Origin of the sequence: Paenibacillus sp. NPDC093718, from assembly GCF_050279985.1 — a bacterium.
In the GTDB taxonomy this organism is placed as follows: Bacteria; Bacillota; Bacilli; order Paenibacillales; family Paenibacillaceae; genus Paenibacillus_AQ.
Genome location: NZ_JBNNUS010000002.1, coordinates 1 through 22,330, shown reverse-complemented (window position 1 = coordinate 22,330; position 22,330 = coordinate 1). Strand labels below are relative to the sequence as shown.

Sequence of the window (22,330 nt, the reverse complement as noted above, 5' to 3'; positions counted from 1 at the left end):
TAAAGCCACCCTACGGTGGCCATTGTTACCGAGCGGTCAACTTCTTGAATGACATAAACAACTTAGGAAATCTCAATATCAAGTTAAATTAAGGTGCGTGGTTTCGACGTCATACGAGAAGAAAACATCTATCTCAGTTCAGCCAGTGCCAGTTGAGAGTAAATCTTCCCCCTCTCTAGAAGGTGCTCATGCGTGCCCTGTTCTTCCACACGGCCACCATCCAAAACATAGATAATGTCCGCATTCATAACTGTCGACAACCTATGTGCTATAAAAATCGTTGTTTTACCCTGACGAAGAATATCGAGTTGCTGCAGTACAAGTCGTTCGGTCTCCAAGTCCAGCGCCGAAGTAGCTTCGTCCAGAATGAGAATTTCACTGTCCGCCAATAATGCTCGTGCGAGGGCAATACGCTGCCTCTGTCCACCTGACAGTTGGATACCCCGCTCTCCCACCTTTGTATCATAACCGTGTTGAAGAGACTCAATAAACTCGTGAATTCTCATGCTTCTGCAGATATCCTTCAACTTATCCTCATGAATGTGGCGTCCCAATGTCAAATTATATTGAATCGTATCGGGAAACAGATAAGCATCTTGAAAAACAATATCAATCCGCTTCATCCAGTCATCCCGTAGAATTTGCGTCAACGGTTCACCGTTAACCGCAATCTGTCCTTGATACGGATCGTAGAATCGGACAAGCAGTTGCGCAATAGTCGACTTCCCACCGCCACTCGCCCCAACAAAAGCTACTTTTTTACCTAACGGTATATCAATGTCGAGCCCGCGAATGACCGGCTGTCTATCTGATGTATATTGAAAGGAGACATTTTGAAAGGCAAGGCTGCAAAGTGGCTCTTTAATCTGGAGTGCGCCATTCGTGATTATTTCTCCTCCCATCACTTCGCGGACGCGCTCCACAGACGCCATACTCCCTGCCACCCCCATAAAGAAGTTGTATACCTTCTCATAGGCTTGCAGAAGTTGAGTAGAGAACTGAAACACGACTACCAGCCAACCGATGGACATACTTCCCTGAATAACCAGCACGCCTCCGTAGCCCAATACGAGCAATCGAATACCCCACAGCATGAGCATAGAAAACATCGACTGCCGATTGGAAATATCAACCTGCTTCATTAAATTGGTAAAATGAACAGTCAGCTTCTCCCTAAAACGCCGACCTTCCCATTCCTCACGATGAAAGGCAATGACCTCACGGGAGGAAGCAATTCCTTCCTCAATAGTAACAATAACTTCCGTCTGACTAGTGGCGCTGTCCTTTGCCGCTTTTTTCATCCGTGGTGCGTAATGCTTGCCCATCAAAATATAAACGATACTGGTTAGTATCACTGCCAGAAGCAATACCGGACTTGCCATTCCGATAATAATGGAAAGAATGATCGCTCCGCTTATTTCCATCATACCGTTTGGGATTGTACCGCCTACCAGATTCGCAGATTGATTGACATCATCAGTCAGATGGGTGACATATTTGCCGGTGCGTTCCTCCCGGAAAAGTCCTACCGGAATGCGATGCATATAACGGAGCATATCGGCAAGCAGCAGTTTTTGCAGTCTGAACGTTGCTTTGTTTCTCACAAGCGCGGCATATAAATGAAGCACATTGTAAGTGACTGCTAGACCGGCAAGCCCTGCCATCAAAGGGACTAACAAGTCGAACTTACGGTTTACAAATAAATCATCGATAATAAATTTCTGGATGCCCACAACGCCGATACTGGCTATTATCTCCAACACTAACAGCAATATCGTAAGCGCAAGTAGGCCATTGACCTGCCTTGCATATGTCCAGATCCATGCCCAATTATTCACCAACCGCACGCTCCTCTCCCGCTGCCAATCGGCGGAAAACGCCTTGCTGTTGCATCAATTGCTCATAATTACCCTTCTCGGCAATGATGCCTTGATCTATGACAATAATTGTATCGAAATTCTCCACGGTAGATAACCGGTGAGCTACCGCAATGATTGTCCTTCCTTCAAACAAGCGAGTTAAAGCTTGCTGGACTTCCCATTCACTGATATTGTCCAATGCCGCTGTTGCTTCATCGAGCAACACAATTCTTGGATTTTTGATAAACATTCGGGCTATTGCGATGCGCTGCCTCTGTCCACCCGACAGCCTCACGCCGCGCTCCCCAACGAACGTATCATAACCTTGTGGAAACTGTTGAATGAAGTCATGGGCATAAGCCGCCTTGGCCGCAGCTTCAACCTGCTCATCCGTTGCATTTGGCGCACCGAATCTTATATTTTCACGGATAGTGCTGCCGAATAAATAGGTTTCCTGGAACACATATCCCATTGTCCCGCGAATCTGCTTTAGCGATAACTTCGGAAGCGGAATGCCATCTAGACGAATTTCCCCTTGCGTCGGATCGTAGAAGCGGCCTATCAGCTTGAGTAATGTCGACTTACCGTTGCCGCTGGTACCGACAAAAGCGACCTTCTCCCCTGGTCGAATATGTAAAGAGAAGCCCTTGATCAATTCGGATTGGGTATCATAACGGAAAGCGACATTATGAAAAACAATCTCTCCTTGCACCGCCGATAGAGAACTCGCAGATTCATATTCCCGAATATCCGGTTGTTGCTTCATAAAGCTGAAAAGTCTATCAACCTGATTCATCAACACTTTTTGTTCCGAAGTCATCGTCACAAGGAAAGTGATATCCTGAATCATACGGAAGTAATAGAACATGAAGGCGACTAAAGCGCCTGTCGTTACAGCGTCCCGGCTTAACAAAAACGCACCATATGAAAATACGGCCACCGCTCCGAATTGAACGGACACTCGGCGAACAAGCCCTCTCGCATAGCTCATGAAATGAAGCAGATTGGTTTTATCATGCAATTCATGTTGCTTTGACATAACTTGAGCTGTATCCCAATCTTCTCCTTGATAGGCTCTGAGCTCCAGCAACCCGGACACCGTATCATAAATCTTCTTCTGAAATGCCGTTCGTTTCACCTGCGTTTCATGACCGAGTCGTGCAGCCTGTTTCTCAAAATAGGGACCGATCAAATAGTATGACAGGAAGCAAGGAATAACAACGAGACTTAAACCGATATGAATTGACAGCATCATTGCCGAGCAAACCAGAAATGTTACTCCTGTTATTACCATTCCAGGAAAGTAGCGATAATAAATCTCTTGGACAGCTTTTACCTCTGAGTTAAACAGAGACAGCGTTTCCCCAACCGGGTTTCTCTCATAATACGAGAAGCCTAGTCTTCGCAAGTGAGCAAATAATGCAAACTGCATATCACGTGCAGCCTTTTCCTGAATGTAACGTTGCAGCCTGTTGCGGAACAGAGTAAAAGCTATGACCCACATAACCAGTCCGGCCAAACTGCCAAGCGCAAGCAGAAATACATCCAGGGCACCTTCGGGAAGCAAGTGATCTACAAAATATTGAATAAACTTCGGTATAAGCAACTCCACTCCGATAATAAAAAGGCTGATGAGGATATAACCTAAAACCTGCAACCGGTAAGGCTTCAGAAAGCGAATGACCCATAGATAAGATTGAATAGACGATCTCCTACTAATGACTTGCAGCCCCCTTTTTTCTCTGTTCGTATAAAATCAAGCCATGTGCTCTACCTATTCGATCACTTTAAAGTCGTGTAATTGAGCGATCTGTGATCGTATGATCTCAAATTCTTTTCCGCAAAAGAGCACACACATACGATATATAGTTTTGGATTGATCCGACAGACTATATGAAGCAAAGGTATAGATAAACTTTATATAGCCAGGAATATCAGAAATTTATTCATCTAATCTCCCCTTAATGCTCATGAAATCATATTCTTCTCTAGATTCAAATCGTACACAACTGCTAGTTGAGTTGCTGACTCCGGCACCGATGTCGATCACCTCCCGACCAGCCAGCGATTGGATATAGGTGTCAAAAGCAGGGTTCAAAAGCACTCCCGCTTAGAAATGTCATTAAATCAAATATACCATATATTGGAACTATCCTGCCCATCAGCTTAATGAAATTGCATGGGAACATAGTTAGATACTTATCTAATCGGGAATCAGCTCATGTTATTGTCCTTTACGGCAATCGGTACAAGTTCTTGTCCCCCGACACCGTCGAATCAAAACCGGGAACATTGGTAAATGCTGCTCTCATATCTTCACCCTCTTTCATGGCAATCGTATCACCTTAACATGCTTATGATTCATGAAAGCAATCTGCAGAATGACAATAGCCTTCCAATTTGTCTTTTCCTCTTCTTCAATCTGCATAGCAACAGTACCACACGTCTTTTATTTCTGTCTGTATTCAACAAAAAAGCAGCCGATCGTTTTGACCGGCTACCTTCTTGCGTTTATTAAACTAATGTTTCCCGTTAGCGGAACCTCCTATGCGCTATAAGAACTTCCGTTTATTGCATAACAATTAGTTTAACTTCACTTCCACTAGGTCACCATCTTTAAGTCCATAGCGTTCTCTTAATTTTACGTCAGTTGCTACTTCTACAATTGTTCTGGGATGGTCACCGATATCTGATGCGTTCCCGTCCGTTCTTAAAATAAATGCCTTTCTTCCGAATATTGAACATTCTTGAATACTAACTGAAACCGTTCCGCCGTACTCCTCTTTTTCTAAGCGGATTACGTCAGTCGGTAAATCGTAAGGTTCATCCAGTTGGATATTTAACGTACCAGGGAAAAATCTCATTCCCGTCTTGGATTCGTAGTAATCGCTAAGTGTTTCGATCCAATACGAAAAATTACCTTGGCCACTTACAACTTTTCCATTAAGCGTTCGGTTAAGTTGAAATTCCTGCCCTGGTTCAAATATTTTCACAGTAAAGTCATCCGTGTTATTGATCACGTAATACGCACGGCCCATACCGTGTATTTTGACGCGAGTTTCGTCGGTAATTTCAAGACAAATGGGTTCATCGCACCCAATCCCTAATTTCGCCGAAGTTTTTTGCATTGCGGCTATCAGTCGCGAGAAGCCGCCGAATTCACTAAAATGAGGCTCTACCATACAGTTTTTTATAAGCCCAAGTCCGTTCCCAGTTTCCAATTCATTTTCTTGAATTGTCTTGTCATAGCTGCTTCTTATAATAAACTCATTTTGATCGGTAGAAACTTTGCTTCCCCAAATCGTACATGGAGAGGTTGATATCAATGCCCCCGCAGAAACTCCAGCAATAGGGATCCCCTTTCGATACAATGTGTTGATTGCATTGTTCATTTTTGCATTGCTAACATACGCTTTATAATATTTGCGCGTGTCCCCACCACAGATTAACAAACCTGAGCATTTGAACAGATCTTCATACACATTTTGTTCAACTTCCATATTCTCGTCTGGGGTAATTGAGAAAATGTGCTGTGCCCCTAATCTAATCCAGCGTTCACGAAAAACTCGGTTGAAATAGGGCTCCCACGATGGTCCCCCTAATCCTAACACAGCAATTCTTGCGTCAATGCCGCCTGATCGCTTTATGAAAGGCAAGGATGTTGCATCGAAATTCTCTCCGATATCACCGTATATAAATAGTGACCTCAACATCACCACTCCCATGTAATTAGTTTCATTTTTGACTCTTTATCCAAATTATAACACTAATCTGTTTTTAGGATTGAAACATAACTGCCCGTTAGCTTAATAATATGAGCAGGCTCCTGCAGCCTGCTCAACATTAAGTTTTATTCAACTAACGTTTCCCGTTAGTTCAAAAATGCTTTCTTAACTTTCTTATCCGAGTGTTGCTAGAGCGTTCATTTCTTAAGCTCATAATGGAGCACCACGTTCCCTGATTGGAAGGCTTTCGCCTCTATAAGAGAAAGACCGAACTGGGTTACCTGCTTGAACAACGGTTTGCCTTCTCCAGCGACAACAGGTGTCACAATAAGAAGATACTCATCAATCATGCCAGCTTCGGCAAGTTGCTGCACGATGGACCCGCTGCCCATAACCAGAATGTCCATACCTGCTTCCTCTTTTAAACGGCGGACGTGATTCACAAGATCTCCATCTAAAATGTATGTATTAGCCCAGTTGGCTTCCTTTAGATGTTTGGAGAATACGATTTTTTTCATTTGTGTCAATTCTTCAGCAATAGCCTTCAACTGCGCAGGGGCATTGGGATCGTTCAAAAACGGCACCCAACTGTGCTCAAAGCCCCTATAAGTAATCCCCCCCAATATGAGCGTATCCATGCGGCCCCCGCTTTCATGAACGGCTTTATCCACCTCAGTGTCGTGTAAAAACCAATCCATTCCGAAATTTGCATCATTCAGGCTGGCGAAATAGCCATCGATCGAAACCCTGTTTAACATTTTGATTTTTCTCATTTGTTCTCACTCCTTTGATTTAGGTTGATTTCATTTTATTTCTACGTCCGCCACTAATACTTGTAAAATGCCGTCCATTCATTTTAATAGATTAAGATGAAAGAACGGCATTATGCTATAAATAAGAAGCGCCTGCTTCGTCACAATGGAATTCGCTTACCTTCATCATGATGCTTTTGGGACTTAACCATGAGAAGGCTTTAATATCACGGATAAAATGCGACTGGTCAAAATAATTTAGCGCGCAGGCTATATCCACAAACCGCTCGAAGCGCCCCGACTTCATGAGCTGCAAAGCCTCATTCACGCGTATAATCCTGATGTACAGTTGAGGCGGCATACCAACCACTCGGGCAAATCGCTTTTGTAACTGCCGCTCCGATATATGAAAAGCAGCCACGATATCTTTCACCGAAATGGAAGAAATCCGATCTCTGATATACTCCAACGTCTGTTCAATCAATTCATCCCGCTTATCCGTTTCTTCCATTTTCCTCTTTAAGAATGAACAAAGGTAGGATGTCCGGTCTTCGTCCGTCGATGCTGATTTTAACTGATATTCGAGTTCACTTGCACCGAATTGATTGGAAACCAGGAGGCCTTGGTGAAGGGAATTTGCTTCCCAACCGAACAATGCATATAAAGCGTGCGGCTTTAACACAACCTGTATCGATGAATACGGTTTGTTCTTGAAATGCATGATACTAGGTTCGGAGCCTTGTCCATGAAGAAAGAATGGGGGGATATTGAAAACCCGTCCAGTGCGAACGGAGATACTATCGATAGCAGACGAGCCGTCGTTAGCAATCTGATAAACAATGCCGGGAAATCCTTTTGGACAGACCTTTACGTACAGTGGTTCGTATCCCTCATACGTCGTAATGCGAATACATTCAATGTCACGTTTTAGTGACTCTGGTGGCGATAAAACAGTGAAATTGATAGTACTCATAACGAATTCGACCTCATTGATATATGCCCTTTTCTTTCAATAATTTGATGGTTCAATAAAACTAGTTTATCAGAAAAGTGTTCATTATACTCTGTTATTGCTACAGCGCGTGTTCCTTTGCATATTGCACTATCCTGCCCGTTAGTTTAATAAAAGGGCGTCTACTGCCGACGATGAAATCATATCGGGAATGTAACAATGTTCTTGTCATCGGTCGGGAATGTTATCAAGTTCTTGTCATTGTGTTTTGACAAGAACTTGATAACATAAATATAAAAAGCCGCATAATCAGCAGCTTCTAATGTAACTATGTTTTTGTCACCCGACAGGATTGTGTCACAAGTAGTCATTCTAAGGATAAAAATGACTTTAAGGCTCTTTTGATTTCTCTATTCGTCTTTTGTTTTTAAGTGAAAAGTTTCTTCTTTGTCATCCCATTTAATTTCTACTTTAATAGGAATCGATTCGTTCGTTACTGCACAGCCTGAACAACTAGAAGGCATTTCTATTATTGCTCCTTTGTAGTCCCCCTCTTTACGCACGCGTTTTCCATCATTAATGGTAATTTCTAAATTTTTTAGTTCTTTGCCCGTTGCATTTTTATAACCAAAAATGAACTTTCCACTTTCCTTATCTCCATTAATGTTTGCTGTGTATTCGCCACTCCAACTATCACTCTCCCCAGTAAGCGAAATTGATTTATCATTGCATCCGACCAATGTTAAAATCATGATTAATATCAACACATATTGTTTTTTCATTATGTCCTCCTCTGTAATATTGTTCTAAATATTATGACGCAGGGGACAAGTTATAAGTTCCATTTAAAACGGTTTCAATTATATGCTGTACCACTAAACTGCCCGTTAGTTGAACAAAAACAGCCGATCACGTTGGTCAGCTGCTTTCTTAATTTTATTGAGCTATCGTTTCCCGTTAGTTGAATGACGATAAAATATTGTTTAGTCGTCACAATAATCTCATCAATCTTTAAGTCTTTCTATCTGACCAGCTCTAATTTGCGGGGGATCGGAATTCATTACAACATATTCACCTTTGTCATTCGTTTTGGGGGTTACATTAACTTTTTCGCCTATCCTAAGCTCATTATAGAGTTGGGAATCCTCAACAATATAGTTGATTAATTCGATGTTATTCTTTTTGAGGTCCGCAAAGGTCTTATTTTCAGAATCCTTCTTTGAAATATTCTTCGCTACTAAGATTCTTTGGTCTTCTTTCGAAATAATATAATCTCCCTTTTTGGCTTCGGGCGAAGCACTGCAACCACTAAGCATACATATGGCAAGTACTAAAGCTGCTCCTAAAACTAACTTTCTCAACATTTCAACTCCTCCTCGTAAAATCCAACCTACTTTTTAGACGAATCTGGAATAAATTTGTTGCGTTAAACTGCCCGTTAGCTTAAAAAGGCAACTGATCGCTCTAACCAGCTGCCTCCTCTTCTTTATTCAACTATCGTCTCCCGTTAGTTTATGTTCTTGTCCCCCCGACATTTACCACAACGGTAATCTTCGTCAATGAACTTTTCGTTGCGATTAATATCATCAACGGCATCTTGAACCGTATCGTATGTTCGATCGCTAAAAAAATAATTATTAATGATATATCCAAGGGAATCGCCTTTGTCTGGATCAGCCTCTCTAAGCGTCTGGATTAAAAATCCTTTATAATAAATACCTTCACTTACTTCTCGCCCATCTTTGCTACGACTCCTTTCAATTATTATTCTCTTTTTCGCCGTCAGGGTTATACTCCGGTACGTATTTTAAATCTTTTAGTTTTTCATGGACAAGTCTTCTCCTTTACGGTACCCGCCATCACGAGTTTAACTAAGAGAATATTCTCTTGCTCATCTACACTTATCTGGTAATCGGCACTTCACAAACAATTTGTTGGATACTTTATTTTGTTCACCATATCTCAGCGGCGAATCAGTCGATATATCACACTGGTCAAACCAAGGTCAACAACTTTTTTTCGAATATGATCACTTTCATTCAACATGACCTTATTTTTTTGTTTTTCACCATAAATTCATGTCAGTTGTAAAGAAAAGCCGATACCGAAATTACTGCAGATGTACAAAAAAAACAATCTCCTGTACATTAATTTTCAATAACTCGACACATTTTGAAACCAGGAGAAGGAGGTGATGAGGTTTTTGATTAAAACTGAAGTGCAACAACCACACCAAGAAAAGCCGGCTGCCGCCCGCTCCCTCTCCCGTGCCAGAACGCTCTGGAAGAACTGGGAGCTGTATCTGCTCATCCTTCCTGTTGTGGTATATTACATTATTTTTCATTATGTACCCATGTATGGAGTGCAGATCGCCTTTAAAGACTTCATCGCATCAAAAGGGATTACCGACAGTCCTTGGGTAGGCTTTAAACATTTTGAACGCTTTTTTGACAGCTACTATTTTGAGAGATTGATTATGAACACCCTGGAGATTGGACTTTATGAGCTAGCGGTGGGCTTCCCTGTCCCTATTCTGCTGGCACTCATGATCAACGAGGTAAGAAGTAAGCGCTTTAAAAAGACCATTCAAACGGTAACCTATGCCCCCCACTTTTTGTCTACTGTCGTGCTTGTCGGTATGTTATTCATCTTCCTGGATCCGAATTCCGGTATGATCAATACGATCATCCGATTGTTTGGCGGTGACCCGGTTGCCTTCATGACTCAACCCGGATGGTTCAAGACCATTTATGTCTTTTCAGGTGTCTGGCAATCCATGGGCTGGAGTTCCATCATTTATTTAGCCGCCCTAACCGGCATCGATCCGCAGCTTCACGAAGCAGCTAAGGTGGACGGCGCCTCTCGTTTAAAACGAATATGGCACATCAATCTGCCTGGCATTATGCCAACTATTATCATTTTGCTTATTATGAATGTTGGCTCCATTATGGCTGTAGGGTTTGAGAAAGTCTTCCTTATGCAAAATGATCTTAACCGGGACAGCTCAGATGTTATCGCGACATATGTGTACCGAAGCGGGATTTTAGGCGCCCAGTACAGCTTCTCTGCTGCCATCGGACTATTTAATTCGATTATTAATTTCATTTTGCTCGTTACGGTCAACTTTATATCCAAAAAGGTGGGACAAACAAGCCTATGGTAAAGGAATCTGCGGGCGACCGCCTCTTTGACATCATCAACTATATTCTTCTGGCCATCGTATTGACCATTGTCCTGTACCCTCTCATCTTTGTGGCCGTGGCGTCTATCAGCAATCCGGCTGCCGTAGTGAAAGGAGAGGTATGGCTTCTACCCAAGGAAATAAATTTTACGGGTTATGAGAAAGTATTTGCGAACAAGGAAATTCTGAATGGTTATATGAACACAATTCTCTATACCGTTGTAGGCACGATCGTTAATGTGGGAATGACCATTTTGGCTGCCTATCCCCTGTCGCGAAAAGATTTTCGCGGGCGGAATATCTTCACTGCGCTTTTTGTTTTCACCATGTTCTTTAGCGGCGGTTTAATTCCAACTTATCTGATCGTTAAGGACCTCGGGATGACCAACACGATGTGGGCACTGATTATCCCTAATGCGGTGGCTGTCTGGAATATAATTATTATGCGCACCTTCTTCCAGCAGAGCATTCCATTTGAAATTCAGGAATCGGCCCAAATTGACGGCTGCGGTAACTTCAAAATTTTGCTGAGAATCATCCTACCTCTCTCGATGCCGATTTTGGCTGTCATGACCCTTTTTTACAGTGTTGCTCACTGGAACTCCTTCTTCAGTGCATTAATCTATCTGACAGAGAGGGACAAATACCCGCTTCAGCTTTTTCTTAGAGAAATTCTAATTCAGAGCAACATGCAAGATATGATCCAGACTAGTGAGGAGTCGCTAGCCAAAACGATTATGGAGGCGGAGTCGATCAAATACGCACTTGTCATTGTGGCCAATCTGCCCATTTTACTACTGTATCCATTTCTTCAGCGCTATTTTGTTAAAGGCATGGTCATCGGAGCTATCAAAGGTTAAACCTTTATTCAATCTTTATTCATATATTAAGGGGGCGTATTATGAGAAAGTCCATGAATCTGTTTCAATCCGGTCTCAAAGTATCGCTGGCTGCCATCATGTCTTTTTCCATCCTGGCGGGCTGCAGCGGCGGAGGTTCTGATGGACCTGCGGAGGGAGAAGCTCCAGAAGCTTCAAGCAACTTTAACCCAACGGGTCTGCCGATTGTTAAGGAACCCATCACGTTGAAGATGATTGCCGGCAAGGCGCCGACCACGGCACCCGATTGGAACGCGACAATGCTATGGCAGGAATATGAAAAAATGACCAACATCAAAGTCGAATGGGAAATGGTTCCGAATGACACGATGACGGAAAAGCGTAACATATTGCTTGCTGGCGGCGATTATCCGCACGCCTTTTTCACGGCAGGCATTCCGCTGGCTGATCTTCAGAAATATGGTCAACAGGGCATTTTCATCAAACTCAATGATTTAATCGATCAACATGCACCAAATTTGAAAGCGCTTTTAGAAAAATACCCTGACGTAAAAAAAGGACTTACGATGCCGGACGGCAACATCTACTCCTTCCCTGGCGTTTACGACCCCGAATTTAAATCTGTGCTCTCTTCTGCAAAAATGTGGATCAAACAAAGCTGGCTGGATGAACTTGGCCTGAAGGAGCCTCAAACGACGGATGATTTTTACAACATGCTGAAAGCTTTTAAAGAAAAGGATCCGAACAAAAACGGACAACAGGACGAAATTCCTTACATGGGTGTCGGCGTCGATAGCCTGATGAACTATTTAAAGGGCTCTTGGGGCCTCAGCAATCACGGAATCCGTAATGCCAATGTAGATCTCCAGCCGGGAACCGAAGAACTCCGCTTTATTCCAACCGACCCGAAATATAAAGAAATGTTGGAGTACATGAACAAGCTGTATAAGGAAAAATTGATCGGCGAGGACGTTTTTACTGTCCAAGCTAATCAATATTATGCTAAGGGTGCGGAAGGTGTTTATGGAGCAACCATAACGACAAGTCCTTATACTTTGATGAACCAGGATGATTATATTGGAGCCACCGCATTAAAAGGGCCGCATGGCGACCAAATCTGGGCTGCAATCGGTTCACCCCTTGCTACTCCTGGTGCTTTTGTCATTACCGACAAAAATCCAAACCCGATTGAAACGGTTCGCTGGATTGACTACCTGTACGGTGAAGAAGGCAGCAAAATGTTCTTCATGGGCTTTGAAGGAAAATCTTATAATGTCACGGCAGACGGACAGTTTGAATATACGGATGAAATCACCAAGAACCCGAGCGGACTTACATTCGAGCAAGCATTGATTAAGTATGTTGTATGGCCGGGCGGCGGTTATCCGAATGTTGTTCAAGAGAAATTTTTCAAGGGTGCGGAGAGCCGGCCGGAAGCAGTTGAAACCGCTGAAAAATACGATCCATATGTTCCTGAAGAAGTATGGCCCGCCTTCTCTTTTACAGCCGAGGAAAATGAGGATATGGGCACGCTGGGAGCAGACATCAACAGCTACGTAACGGAGATGAGAGCCAAATTTGTTTCCGGCAGCGCCTCCTTCGATGAGTGGGATAACTACGTAAGCACTATAAACCAAATGGGCCTAGAGCGCTATATGGAAATTTACAAGAATGCGTATAATCGTTATAAACAGGATTAATTATACGGTACAGCTGACGATCGGGATGCCTCTCTCTTCCCGATCGTTGCCGTATCCTCATCTATTATGACGGGAGGCTGTGATGCGCATGATCAAAAGCCAGCGATTCTACCGATATTTTTTGTCATACATATTAATAACGGTAATTTCTCTGTCGATCATGAGCGGTGTAGTATACAACCTGGTATTAAGTTCTATGCGTGATGAAGTCCGCCACGCCATGATAAATTCACTCGATCAGTTCCGGAATGCCCTGGATCAGAGGATCCAAGAAATGGACCGGATGGCGCATCAGATTTCGAAGCATACAGATCTCACACCTTTTAAAACAACGTCAACGGGCTACGGCGCCTACCTAGCGATCGATGAATTGAAACAGTTCCTCACCACCAACCGTTTTATTTCGGATATTGTCATCCATTATAACAGCCGCAAAGTAGACACCCTCTATGCCGCCAGCGGGACCTATGATATTAACCATTTTTTCAACGATATCTTTCGTTTTAAAAATTGGGACCAAAATCAATTTCTAATTGATAGCGCTTCCATACTATCGCCAGTCATGCGTCCAATGGATGCGGTGCTCGTAAATCAGGTTGCAGAACAGAACTATGTCGTTTATTCGGTCCCATTGGTAGCCAGTGCCGATACTCCTTACGGTACAGTCATGTTTCTTATTCCTGAAAAATCTTTCAACCAGCTTGCCGCTAATGTCCTTGGTGATTATAACGGTTCCGTGTATATTTTGGGTGACCAGGGCCAGAATCTCTATACCTATAACCGCGGCACAGCTGATGCCGGCCTGATGAATACTTTAACAGGTATGATGCCCGGAACCCAAAACCCCTGGAGCATTAATCATATACATTACCAGAATCAGGAGTACACGGTTACCAAAAAGGATTCCACAGCAAGGAACTACCGCTACCTCGCAGCCCTTCCATCGGATCAGATTATGTATAAAGTGGATCAAGTAAAAGACATTTATAACCTGACGGTATTTGGCATCTTTATTTTCGGTGTGGCTTTAGCCACTGCCCTATCGGTTCGGAATTATAAACCACTTCAGAAGCTTATGCGTGTGATTGCTGCCCAAAATCCGGCTTCACAGCTGCCTGCACCGTCAGGCAAAAAGGACGAACTGGATGTTATCTCAACCGCTGTCACAAATATGATCCGCGAAAATGAAGGGATGATCCACCAGCTGCATCATCAAGCTATTTCACTCCGGGAACAATTCGTACTCTCTTTGATCCGGGGAAAATACAAGACTAGAGAAGAAATTAATAGCTACCTGCATTCCGCAAACCTGCCGATGTATGATCCATTCTTTGCCGTCTTTTTGTTATATATCGATGATTATGAATCATTCCGTGCAGAATATTCAGACACGATGCAAAGCCATCTTAAAGACAGCCTCATAAAGGTCCTGGAGGAAGGAGCCGACGGTATCGGTCAAGGCTGCGGCGCAGAGCTCATAGACGGACGCAGCATGGTCTTCGTACTGAATTTGAAAGACGGCCAGGATACAGAAGCTATTCTGCGTCAATACGCTGAACAAGTTATGTCTCTCATCCGGCATTATTTCCGATTTACCGTCACAATTGGTGTTGGATGCACTTATCCGGAGGTTAATCAGATTTCACAGTCCTTTATCGAAGCAAGCCATGCTGCGCGCTATCGGCTGATGCATGGCGGCTGTCGGATCATTTATTACCCTGACATCGACCAAAACCATGTATCCAAACGGTCTTATCCTGTTGAGATTTTGGATCAGTTGGTAAAATCCATTCGACAGGGCGATCAACTGGCGGTGACAGATGCGGTTCAAAAAGCCATGACATACATCCGTGATCAGAACATGAGTGTGGAAGTCGCTTTGTTTATCTGCTTTGATATCGTTAATAATGTGGCCAAAACGCTCATTGAGCTGGAGATCGAACTTGATGAAGCAACCAACGAGACTTTAGGTAAACTATTCGTTCCCCATCTGGAAACGATTGAGGAGTTGGAGCGATTAATCACTGACATCTGCCTTCGAGTCTGCATTACCACCAGCAGTAAGAAAGAAAGCGGGAATACAGAACTGCTTGATGAGATTAAAGCATATATTGAGGAAAACTACAAAGACCACTCACTCTCTCTAAAATGCATTGCTGACCAGTTCGGCATATCGGCTTCTTATGCTACTCGATTCTTCAAAAACCAGACCGGTGAACCCCTAATGCGTTATATTGATTGCTTGCGAATGCAGGAGGCTAAGCAGTTGTTAAAAACAACTGAGCTTACGCTGAAAGATATTCTCTACGAGGTTGGTTATATTGATTCCACTAACTTTATTCGTAAATTCAAACGAAATGAAGGTCTGACGCCTATTCAGTACCGCAATCTTATGAATTAAGGATGTTCTGCATTTTAAGCAGGTCTCGAGTCCCCGGTAACACAAAAAAACCGCATCTAAAACATAGTTAGATGATTATCTAATCGGAAATCGGCTCATGTTCTTGTCCATTACGGCAATCGGTACAAGTTCTTGTCCTTGGCTCGGGACAAGAACTTGTACCGATATCATAAAAAAGCCGCTCAAATAGCGACTTCAATGGGAATATGTTCTTGCCCCTCGACATATACATTCTTTTTCAGATATCAAAATTATAAGTTCCAAGGTTTCGCGCTCCTTTCGCTCTCCGGCTCTGCTCCGCCGAGATCTTCCGATGAACGAAAAAGCAGCTGATCCTTCGGATCAGCTGCGGCCATTTTTTCTCCTATGATTCACTTATTATGATATTTATGTTGGACTGAATGATTGAATGACGAATTTAGTCAGGTGAGTTTTGTGGACTGTATATAACGCTGTCTAACACGTTCTAGGTCACGGTTAATCTTGATCTGTTTGAATGAATCCATATCATCCATAAGCTGTTTTACAGCCCTTTTACGTGGCTTATGTTCCTCCAGCCACTGATGCGATCCTGCTTGATATTTACTATCTTGAACCCATTCGTTTAAGCGCTGCCAAGCAACAGGAATATCATTCCCGTATAAACTCGACACAGCATATAATCCTCCATCGAATTGCTTGATTTGAACATCATTTGATGGCTCGATCTCGTCAGTTACCGTTACCCACATCTCATAGCCATGTTCTTGACAATAGGTCTAAGTCGTTTCATATTAAAAAAACTTGCCGTCACTTATGGTAGGATTCGGCTCTAATGAAATGCAATGATAAGTTATTTACTACAAAAATACACACTCTATCACTGTTAACTTGATTTCCCTATTTCTCTTTTGATATCTTCTATTCGTTTTTTTCCCCAATCATACATCATCTCCACAATTGGGAGTAATGTCATTCCCAACCCAGTCATGGAGTATTCCACTCTAGGCGGAACTTCTGGATAAACCTCTCGATACACAATGCCGTCTTCCACCAATTCCTTTAATTGATTAGTTAAAATTTTATGGGATATTTTTGGAAATAGCCTTTGCAATTCACTAAAGCGGTGCGGACCTTCAACACCTAAATGCCATAGAATCACAACTTTCCACTTTCCACTGATAATCGATAAAGTAAGTTCTTTTTCACAGTTGTAATCACCATTTATTATCTTCTCTTTAATTTCATCTCTAAGTGTATCCGACATATTTTCTGCCTCCGCTTTCAATTGTTACTTTAAGGTTACCCTGTTACAAAAAAGTGCATTCTTCTCAGAGCAACAAACAGGTTGTAATATAAATTTGTGAGTTAAACATAAACTATTTTAGGAGGAATAACAATTATGAGTAAAAAAGCACTTTTAATTATACCACCCGAAAGATTTAATGAAGATGAATTATTTAAACCAAAAGAGGCACTTGAAAAAGCAGGAATAGAAGTAACAATTGCAAGCACAAAAACTGGCGAAATTATTGGCGATTTTGAAGGTAAGGCAATTTCCGAAAAGGTCTTCTCCGATACTACAGCATCCGATTTTGACGTTATTTCTGTCATTGGCGGTTCCGGCACAAATGATCATCTTTGGGATAACGAAGAATTATCCACGTATTTAAAGAAAGCACATAATGATAATATTCTTGTTACTGGAATTTGTGCTGGTTCAGTCTCTGTCGTGAAAACCGGATTACTTGAAGGTAGAGAAGCAACTTGCTACCCTGTTGACGTACAAAAAGAACAATTGAAAGCAAATAATGTAAAGTATGTTGAGAAACATGTTATTGCACATAGTGACATTATCACAGGTGACGGCCCAGATGGCGCCGAAGAATTTGGAAAAGCGCTAGTTAATGCAATAAACTAACTTAACTTAAAAGATGATAAAAGCCTCTGGTTTATAACAGAGGCTTTTTCAATGCTTAATCTTCCCTTATCCCTTATTTTATGTTAGTAAATAACTTATCTAACCACTGATTATCAAGTACTATTTCTTTTCTGATCGTGTGTACCATCACTTGTGGTACGGTTCACCGGAATTAATATTCAACTATCCTGCTCGTTAGTTAATGAATTTGCATGGAAACATAGTTAGATACTTATCTAATCGGTGATCGGATCAAGTTCTTGTCCATTACGGTAATCGGTACAAGTTCTTGTCCATTACGGTAATCGGTACAAGAACTTGTACCGATAAAACAAAAAAGCCGATAAAATAGCGACTTTTAATGGTACCATGTTCTTGTCCCTCGACAAATGGATTGTTGACGGATGACAAGAACTTGATAACATTCCCCACCCTTCTTGACTTTCCTGCCCGTTAGCTTAATGAAGAAAAAAAGTGGAAAGTAGTTAAATACTTATCTAATCGGTAATCGGAACATGTTCTTGTCCTTTTCGGCAATCGGTACAAGTTCTTGTCCTCGACTCGGGACAAGAACCGATAAAATAAATAAGCCGCTAAAATAGCGACTTTCAATGGGACTATGTTCTTGTCCCTCGACACATGTCGGAGGACAAGAACATAAGTTAGACAGCACCTGCCGACTAATACCAAGTCGTTTGGCGGCTTCTTTTATGGTCATATCCGAGGGAATGATCATCTGGCGAACGTACAAATCTGCTTTGGATGCTGGAACGGAAGATATCCATAAAAGAGACAAGGAACCGGTTTCAGTTACTTAATTAAACGCCGTCGATGAATTCATATCGGGAATGTAACCATGATCTTGTCATCAGTCGGGAATGTTATCAAGTTCTTGTCATTGTGTTTTGACAAGAACTTGATAACATAAATATAAAAAGCCGCATAATCAGCGGCTTCTAATGTTACTATGTTTTTGTCCCTCGACAATTGTCCAGAATTAATATTTGTATCCACTATAGCTATTCCCGATAAAATAAAAAAGCCGCTAAAATAGCGACTTCTAATGGGACTATGTTCTTGTCCCCCGACAGGCTCAATCCTTCTAAAATTGACATCTATTATGTTTCTCTGTCACGATAGATATACAATGTAATTACATTTAATATGATTGTACCGATGAGCAGAATTGCTGGAACAGATGCGATAACACTTACTGTATCCATAAGAGCATACCATTCCTCAGCCTTTACACGTTCATAGAAACTACAAATCTGGAAAAACAACGAAATAGAACAAGCACTAATGCTCACAATAGAAAGAATAACCCAATTTCTAGAGCGCTTATCATATCTAGATATATTAATAGCTGGAAGAATCCATGCGATTGCCCCAAGGACGAGGCTACCAAGATTAAGCCAAGCAATCATATCTAATCCCTCTTTTATGTAAATTTTCTTCTTTCTTGTTCGACTATCCAGCCCGTTAGTTGAACAAAAACAGCCGATCACTTGGTCAAGCTCTTTTCTTTCGATTTTGATAATCCAAAATGGACTGATAAAAAAGCTCCTCACTGAAATCAGGCCACATTTCATCAGTAAACCAAAGTTCGGTATGGGCTGACTGCCACAATAAGAAATTGCTCAACCGTTTCTCGCCGCTAGTTCGAATAAGCAAATCGGGGCATGGGTTCTGCCCTGTATAGAGGAAACGTTCGAACTCTTCCTCCGTGATTTCCTTCCCCTTATTTGTCTCCAACATTGACCTGGCTGCTTGGAGAATATCGCTTCTTCCTCCGTAATTCATTGCAAAAAAGATTTTCAATCCACTATTGTTGTAGGTCAGACCTACGACTTTGCGCATCGCTTCTTGCGTTTCCTCTGGAAATCTCGAAATATCTCCGATGAAGAAGACCCTAATATTGTTCTCATTTAACTCTTGAACGTTTGTATCTTGAACAAATTCGCCCACTAAACTAATGATGTAATCCACTTCATCTTTCGGCCTTTTCCAGTTTTCCGTGGAAAAAGCGTACAACGTAAGTGAATCTATCCCGTTTCTGTGACACATGTTGATGGTTTCTCGCATCGTTTGCATTCCAGCATAATGTCCGGCAGATCTCGGCAGCCCTCTTCGTTTCGCCCATCGACCGTTCCCGTCCATCATAATTGCTATATGTTTTGGAGTAGGGCTATTCCAATCAATTTTTTCTTTTACGGCCCTGACACGGCTTAAACCAAACCACTTCATTTCTCCCCCTCCTTCGTTTCTTTCGTTCCGCTCGGCCGTTATCTGACTGTGCTGCAGCCTCAAGCAGAATCTGATCCTTGCGTTCGAAGAAAGTCATCTTCACCTGAATCGGCGCTGTTAGCATATCAAAGGTGATCTGCTCCCTGTTTTGTTTACTATCGTTCTTCGTTAGTGGAACAATCAAGAGATACCCTTGGAACTCTCAATGATCCTATGCCCGTTTTTCTTCAACTAATGTGTCCTATTAGATGAATCAGTTATATGTGGCAAAGTTCACACATTAATAAAAAACTTCCATTGTATAGAGCCTTCTTTCCTCTATATTAAGCACAGCAACAATATAACTTCCATCTGCTTTTTTCTTTGTGAAGTATAGTGAATCATGATTAAATTTTACCGGATTGTCTAAGAATAGCTTCTCATAACGTTCGTATTCTTGGTGTAGATTTTGTATTTGCTTTTTGTATACATTTATATGATCTGATACAATGCCACCATTGTTCTCAATTTTTGTCCAATCATTTTGTTGAATGAGTTTTTGAATAGGCACTTCATCATAGTCAGATATTAAGTAATAGTCTGGGTCCCGACCAACATTATGAAAAACGGTAGTAACCTTTTCTGGCGGTGGTGCTTCGAATCCCCAATTCGAGCTCCATGCTTTTATTTGACTGTCTTGAACCATTCTTTGGAACTGAATGTATCCAATGCATATAGAAAGTACTACTATCGATATTATAAAAATCCTCCATTTCCTTCGTACTATACCCACCTCCCAACAATAGAGAGAAATTTATATTTAGTGTTGTATGCCCTATAATACCACATATTGGATATTCGAACTATCCTGCCCGTTAGCTTAAAAAGGCAACTGATCGCTCTGACCAGCTGCCTCCTCTTCTTTATTCAACTATCAGTTTCCCGTTAGTTTAATAGCGACGCCAAGATGGTACCGCTCCTTCACTTCTATATCTCCTTATATTTCAATATAATGGATTATTTTTTTGCGAAGCCTTGTTTATTCAAATACTCAAGCATGGAGGGCAGTTTACTTCTTTCAAGATGATCTTCGATATGATCTTTCCATCCCTTTACTCTCTTCACTGTGAAAGGAGCGCTAACAGGACGATTTTGGTAATACTCACGCATCTGTTGATCATAAATTGCTAATTTTTCTTCATCCAGTGGTTGATACTGATTTTCAAACATGACCATTGATTGAGGCAAGCGTGGTTTTAGTCCTGGCTTCTCTCCAGCAGGATGACCGATGCACAGTCCTACTAAAGGAACCACATACTTTGGTAAATTTAATGCCTCAGTTAATTCTTTAATATTAAGTCTTATTGCACCGATAAATACACCACCGAGTCCCATTGATTCAGCTGCAGTTAAAGCATTTTGAGCCATTAGCCCAGCATCGAATGAACCGATTAAAAGAAATTCAATATATTCAAGGTCAACATTCGGGGCAATTTGATGATTTCGGTTAAAATCTGCACAAAAAACCAAAAACTCTGCCGCTTCTTCAATATAAGGTTGGTTGGCAGAAAGTTGCATCACCTTTTTTCGAAGATATCGATCTGTAATTCTAATAATGGAAACGGCCTGTAGAAGGCTGGAAGACGAAGTTTGAATAGCTGCCTTAAAGATTGCCTCTCGTTGTTCCTCTGTTAGTGGTTGATCTGTAAAAGACCGAATGGATGTGTGATTGTGAAGCAATTCAAGTGTATTATTCATTTTAAACATCTCCTCTATTTGTGTTTTTATTATTTCTGTACTCCATATTGGTAAGAAACTCCCATATTATCGCGTATCGTCGTCGCGGCCAGGGAAATTTAGAGATGTCGATTATCACCGTCTGCTCGGGCAATGCCACCATCAGGTGCCTGATTTTCTCGAAGCCTGTATGAGGCATGGACAGGATCGCAACATCAACACCACTCAGCGCGTCTTCCGCTTTTTTTAGAAATAGTTGAACCTACATTCCCCTCGCATTTTCATTCCTTCTAAATTTATCTCTATTCTAAAAAATTCTTTTCTCCCGTTTTAATAATTTGATTACATGCACTAGAATATAATCAATTCTCCTTTCTTTGAAGAGGGCAATAAAAATTGCCGTAGTACATTTTTTTGTACTTAACAGTAGAAAGTAGGTGAAAAGGTGTCTAAAATATGTAAGGATGGATTTGACAGAGAGTATGTAAAGGAACAGAGAGAAGTATATGGTATTGCCTATACCCAGAATGCACTTTCCGGACGTTGGAAATATCTCATTCTTTGGTTTTTGAAGCCCACAGAGCGTCGTTATAGTGAAATCAAAGCTTTTTTACGGAATATTTCACAAGGTTCACTTACAAAACAACTTCGAGAATTAGAAGCAGATGGCTTAATAAGTCGCAAAGTTTATCCCGAGGTGCCACCGCGTGTTGAATATTCATTAACATCAAAAGGTGAGCAATTAATTCCAATTATTGATCTAATGGAGGAATTCGGAAAGAAGTTTGGAGATAAATTTGATTAATCTTATTAGGTATTTTTAAACTAAACTGCCCGTTAGTTGAACAAAAGCAGCCGATCCACGTTGATCGGCTGCCTTCTTGTTTTTATTGAGCTATCGTTTCCCGTTAGAATTCCTGTAAAACGAAAGATTTGGCGTTTGAACAAAAACGAGCGCCTCGGTACGATGGGGTTGCACACGAGGTCATAGCCTCAAAAAACCCATCAGGAGGTCGCTCTACTATGAAGTTTAAGGCACAGGAGAAGCAAAATCAACT

General features: G+C 41.7%; 18 protein-coding genes and 1 pseudogene. 6 read left to right on the top strand and 13 right to left on the bottom strand.

What is annotated here, in order from left to right:
- Positions 1-128: 128 nt before the first annotated feature.
- The 7 genes from ACQKPA_RS05990 to ACQKPA_RS05960 form a co-directional block, all read right to left on the bottom strand.
- Positions 129-1,838: an ABC transporter ATP-binding protein gene (locus tag ACQKPA_RS05990; RefSeq protein WP_427490333.1), complete on the bottom strand. Its 1,710-nt coding sequence runs from the start codon at positions 1,836-1,838 to the stop codon at positions 129-131.
- Positions 1,831-3,516, bottom strand: a complete 1,686-nt coding sequence (locus tag ACQKPA_RS05985; protein ID WP_427490331.1) for an ABC transporter ATP-binding protein — start codon at positions 3,514-3,516, stop codon at positions 1,831-1,833. The genes ACQKPA_RS05990 and ACQKPA_RS05985 overlap by 8 nt, the downstream gene beginning before the upstream one ends.
- Before the next feature lie 925 nt (positions 3,517-4,441).
- Positions 4,442-5,584, bottom strand: coding sequence for a DUF120 domain-containing protein (locus tag ACQKPA_RS05980; protein ID WP_427490329.1), 1,143 nt, complete (start codon positions 5,582-5,584; stop codon positions 4,442-4,444).
- A gap of 197 nt (positions 5,585-5,781) precedes the next feature.
- A complete protein-coding gene (locus tag ACQKPA_RS05975; protein WP_427490327.1) occupies positions 5,782-6,357 on the bottom strand; it encodes a dihydrofolate reductase family protein in 576 nt (191 codons plus the stop codon).
- Between the two features lie 115 nt (positions 6,358-6,472).
- Positions 6,473-7,309 (bottom strand): helix-turn-helix domain-containing protein, encoded by an 837-nt coding sequence (locus ACQKPA_RS05970; protein WP_427490325.1) that lies wholly within the window; start codon positions 7,307-7,309, stop codon positions 6,473-6,475.
- Positions 7,310-7,698: 389 nt separating this feature from the next.
- Entirely contained in the window at positions 7,699-8,070 is a 372-nt protein-coding gene (locus ACQKPA_RS05965; RefSeq protein ID WP_427490323.1) for a hypothetical protein, read from the bottom strand.
- A 222-nt stretch (positions 8,071-8,292) separates the two neighbouring features.
- Positions 8,293-8,652: a DUF3221 domain-containing protein gene (locus tag ACQKPA_RS05960; protein WP_427490321.1), complete on the bottom strand. Its 360-nt coding sequence runs from the start codon at positions 8,650-8,652 to the stop codon at positions 8,293-8,295.
- Between the two features lie 830 nt (positions 8,653-9,482).
- On the opposite strand from ACQKPA_RS05960, the gene ACQKPA_RS05955 reads away from it, so the two are divergent.
- The 4 genes from ACQKPA_RS05955 to ACQKPA_RS05940 all read left to right on the top strand — a co-directional run bounded on the left by ACQKPA_RS05955 (position 9,483) and on the right by ACQKPA_RS05940 (position 15,409).
- A complete protein-coding gene (locus ACQKPA_RS05955; RefSeq protein WP_427490319.1) occupies positions 9,483-10,451 on the top strand; it encodes an ABC transporter permease in 969 nt (322 codons plus the stop codon).
- On the top strand, positions 10,445-11,329 hold the full coding sequence (locus ACQKPA_RS05950; RefSeq protein WP_427490317.1) for a carbohydrate ABC transporter permease: 885 nt from the start codon (positions 10,445-10,447) through the stop codon (positions 11,327-11,329). The genes ACQKPA_RS05955 and ACQKPA_RS05950 overlap by 7 nt, the downstream gene beginning before the upstream one ends.
- 41 nt (positions 11,330-11,370) lie before the next feature.
- Positions 11,371-13,008, top strand: a complete 1,638-nt coding sequence (locus ACQKPA_RS05945; protein ID WP_427490315.1) for an extracellular solute-binding protein — start codon at positions 11,371-11,373, stop codon at positions 13,006-13,008.
- An 88-nt stretch (positions 13,009-13,096) separates the two neighbouring features.
- The gene (locus tag ACQKPA_RS05940; RefSeq protein ID WP_427490313.1) at positions 13,097-15,409 is read left to right on the top strand and encodes a helix-turn-helix domain-containing protein; all 2,313 of its coding nucleotides are present in this window, start codon (positions 13,097-13,099) and stop codon (positions 15,407-15,409) included.
- A 422-nt stretch (positions 15,410-15,831) separates the two neighbouring features.
- Here ACQKPA_RS05940 and ACQKPA_RS05935 read toward each other — a convergent pair.
- Together ACQKPA_RS05935 and ACQKPA_RS05930 are read right to left on the bottom strand one after the other, a co-directional pair.
- Positions 15,832-16,146: pseudogene (locus ACQKPA_RS05935) on the bottom strand (effector binding domain-containing protein); the annotation flags it as partial.
- A gap of 128 nt (positions 16,147-16,274) precedes the next feature.
- Entirely contained in the window at positions 16,275-16,655 is a 381-nt protein-coding gene (locus tag ACQKPA_RS05930; protein WP_427490311.1) for a winged helix-turn-helix transcriptional regulator, read from the bottom strand.
- Positions 16,656-16,790: 135 nt separating this feature from the next.
- Between ACQKPA_RS05930 and ACQKPA_RS05925 the strand changes: the two genes are divergently transcribed.
- On the top strand, positions 16,791-17,309 hold the full coding sequence (locus ACQKPA_RS05925) for a DJ-1/PfpI family protein (RefSeq protein WP_427490309.1): 519 nt from the start codon (positions 16,791-16,793) through the stop codon (positions 17,307-17,309).
- Positions 17,310-18,427: 1,118 nt separating this feature from the next.
- Here ACQKPA_RS05925 and ACQKPA_RS05920 read toward each other — a convergent pair.
- From ACQKPA_RS05920 to nfsA, 4 genes are all read right to left on the bottom strand, one after another.
- The gene (locus tag ACQKPA_RS05920; protein WP_427490307.1) at positions 18,428-18,736 is read right to left on the bottom strand and encodes a hypothetical protein; all 309 of its coding nucleotides are present in this window, start codon (positions 18,734-18,736) and stop codon (positions 18,428-18,430) included.
- 85 nt (positions 18,737-18,821) lie between these two features.
- Positions 18,822-19,556, bottom strand: coding sequence for a polyprenyl diphosphate synthase (uppS, locus tag ACQKPA_RS05915; protein WP_427490305.1), 735 nt, complete (start codon positions 19,554-19,556; stop codon positions 18,822-18,824).
- A 280-nt stretch (positions 19,557-19,836) separates the two neighbouring features.
- On the bottom strand, positions 19,837-20,241 hold the full coding sequence (locus ACQKPA_RS05910; protein ID WP_427490303.1) for a hypothetical protein: 405 nt from the start codon (positions 20,239-20,241) through the stop codon (positions 19,837-19,839).
- 311 nt (positions 20,242-20,552) lie between these two features.
- Complete coding sequence (gene nfsA / locus ACQKPA_RS05905; RefSeq protein WP_427490301.1) at positions 20,553-21,293, bottom strand: oxygen-insensitive NADPH nitroreductase; 741 nt, start codon at positions 21,291-21,293, stop codon at positions 20,553-20,555.
- 424 nt (positions 21,294-21,717) lie between these two features.
- Between nfsA and ACQKPA_RS05900 the strand changes: the two genes are divergently transcribed.
- Positions 21,718-22,077, top strand: coding sequence for a winged helix-turn-helix transcriptional regulator (locus ACQKPA_RS05900; protein WP_427490299.1), 360 nt, complete (start codon positions 21,718-21,720; stop codon positions 22,075-22,077).
- Positions 22,078-22,330 lie beyond the last annotated feature (253 nt).

Bases quoted from the DNA above. Each gene is read 5' to 3' on its own strand.
- ACQKPA_RS05980 (WP_427490329.1), bottom strand. From the start codon at position 5,584: ATGGGAGTGGTGATGTTGAGGTCACTATTTATATACGGTGATATCGGA.
- ACQKPA_RS05975 (WP_427490327.1), bottom strand. From the start codon at position 6,357: ATGAGAAAAATCAAAATGTTAAACAGGGTTTCGATCGATGGCTATTTC.
- ACQKPA_RS05970 (WP_427490325.1), bottom strand. From the start codon at position 7,309: ATGAGTACTATCAATTTCACTGTTTTATCGCCACCAGAGTCACTAAAA.
- ACQKPA_RS05965 (WP_427490323.1), bottom strand. From the start codon at position 8,070: ATGAAAAAACAATATGTGTTGATATTAATCATGATTTTAACATTGGTC.
- ACQKPA_RS05960 (WP_427490321.1), bottom strand. From the start codon at position 8,652: ATGTTGAGAAAGTTAGTTTTAGGAGCAGCTTTAGTACTTGCCATATGT.
- ACQKPA_RS05955 (WP_427490319.1), top strand. From the start codon at position 9,483: ATGAGGTTTTTGATTAAAACTGAAGTGCAACAACCACACCAAGAAAAG.
- ACQKPA_RS05950 (WP_427490317.1), top strand. From the start codon at position 10,445: ATGGTAAAGGAATCTGCGGGCGACCGCCTCTTTGACATCATCAACTAT.
- ACQKPA_RS05945 (WP_427490315.1), top strand. From the start codon at position 11,371: ATGAGAAAGTCCATGAATCTGTTTCAATCCGGTCTCAAAGTATCGCTG.
- ACQKPA_RS05940 (WP_427490313.1), top strand. From the start codon at position 13,097: ATGATCAAAAGCCAGCGATTCTACCGATATTTTTTGTCATACATATTA.
- ACQKPA_RS05930 (WP_427490311.1), bottom strand. From the start codon at position 16,655: ATGTCGGATACACTTAGAGATGAAATTAAAGAGAAGATAATAAATGGT.
- ACQKPA_RS05925 (WP_427490309.1), top strand. From the start codon at position 16,791: ATGAGTAAAAAAGCACTTTTAATTATACCACCCGAAAGATTTAATGAA.
- ACQKPA_RS05920 (WP_427490307.1), bottom strand. From the start codon at position 18,736: ATGATTGCTTGGCTTAATCTTGGTAGCCTCGTCCTTGGGGCAATCGCA.
- uppS (WP_427490305.1), bottom strand. From the start codon at position 19,556: ATGAAGTGGTTTGGTTTAAGCCGTGTCAGGGCCGTAAAAGAAAAAATT.
- ACQKPA_RS05910 (WP_427490303.1), bottom strand. From the start codon at position 20,241: ATGGTTCAAGACAGTCAAATAAAAGCATGGAGCTCGAATTGGGGATTC.
- nfsA (WP_427490301.1), bottom strand. From the start codon at position 21,293: ATGAATAATACACTTGAATTGCTTCACAATCACACATCCATTCGGTCT.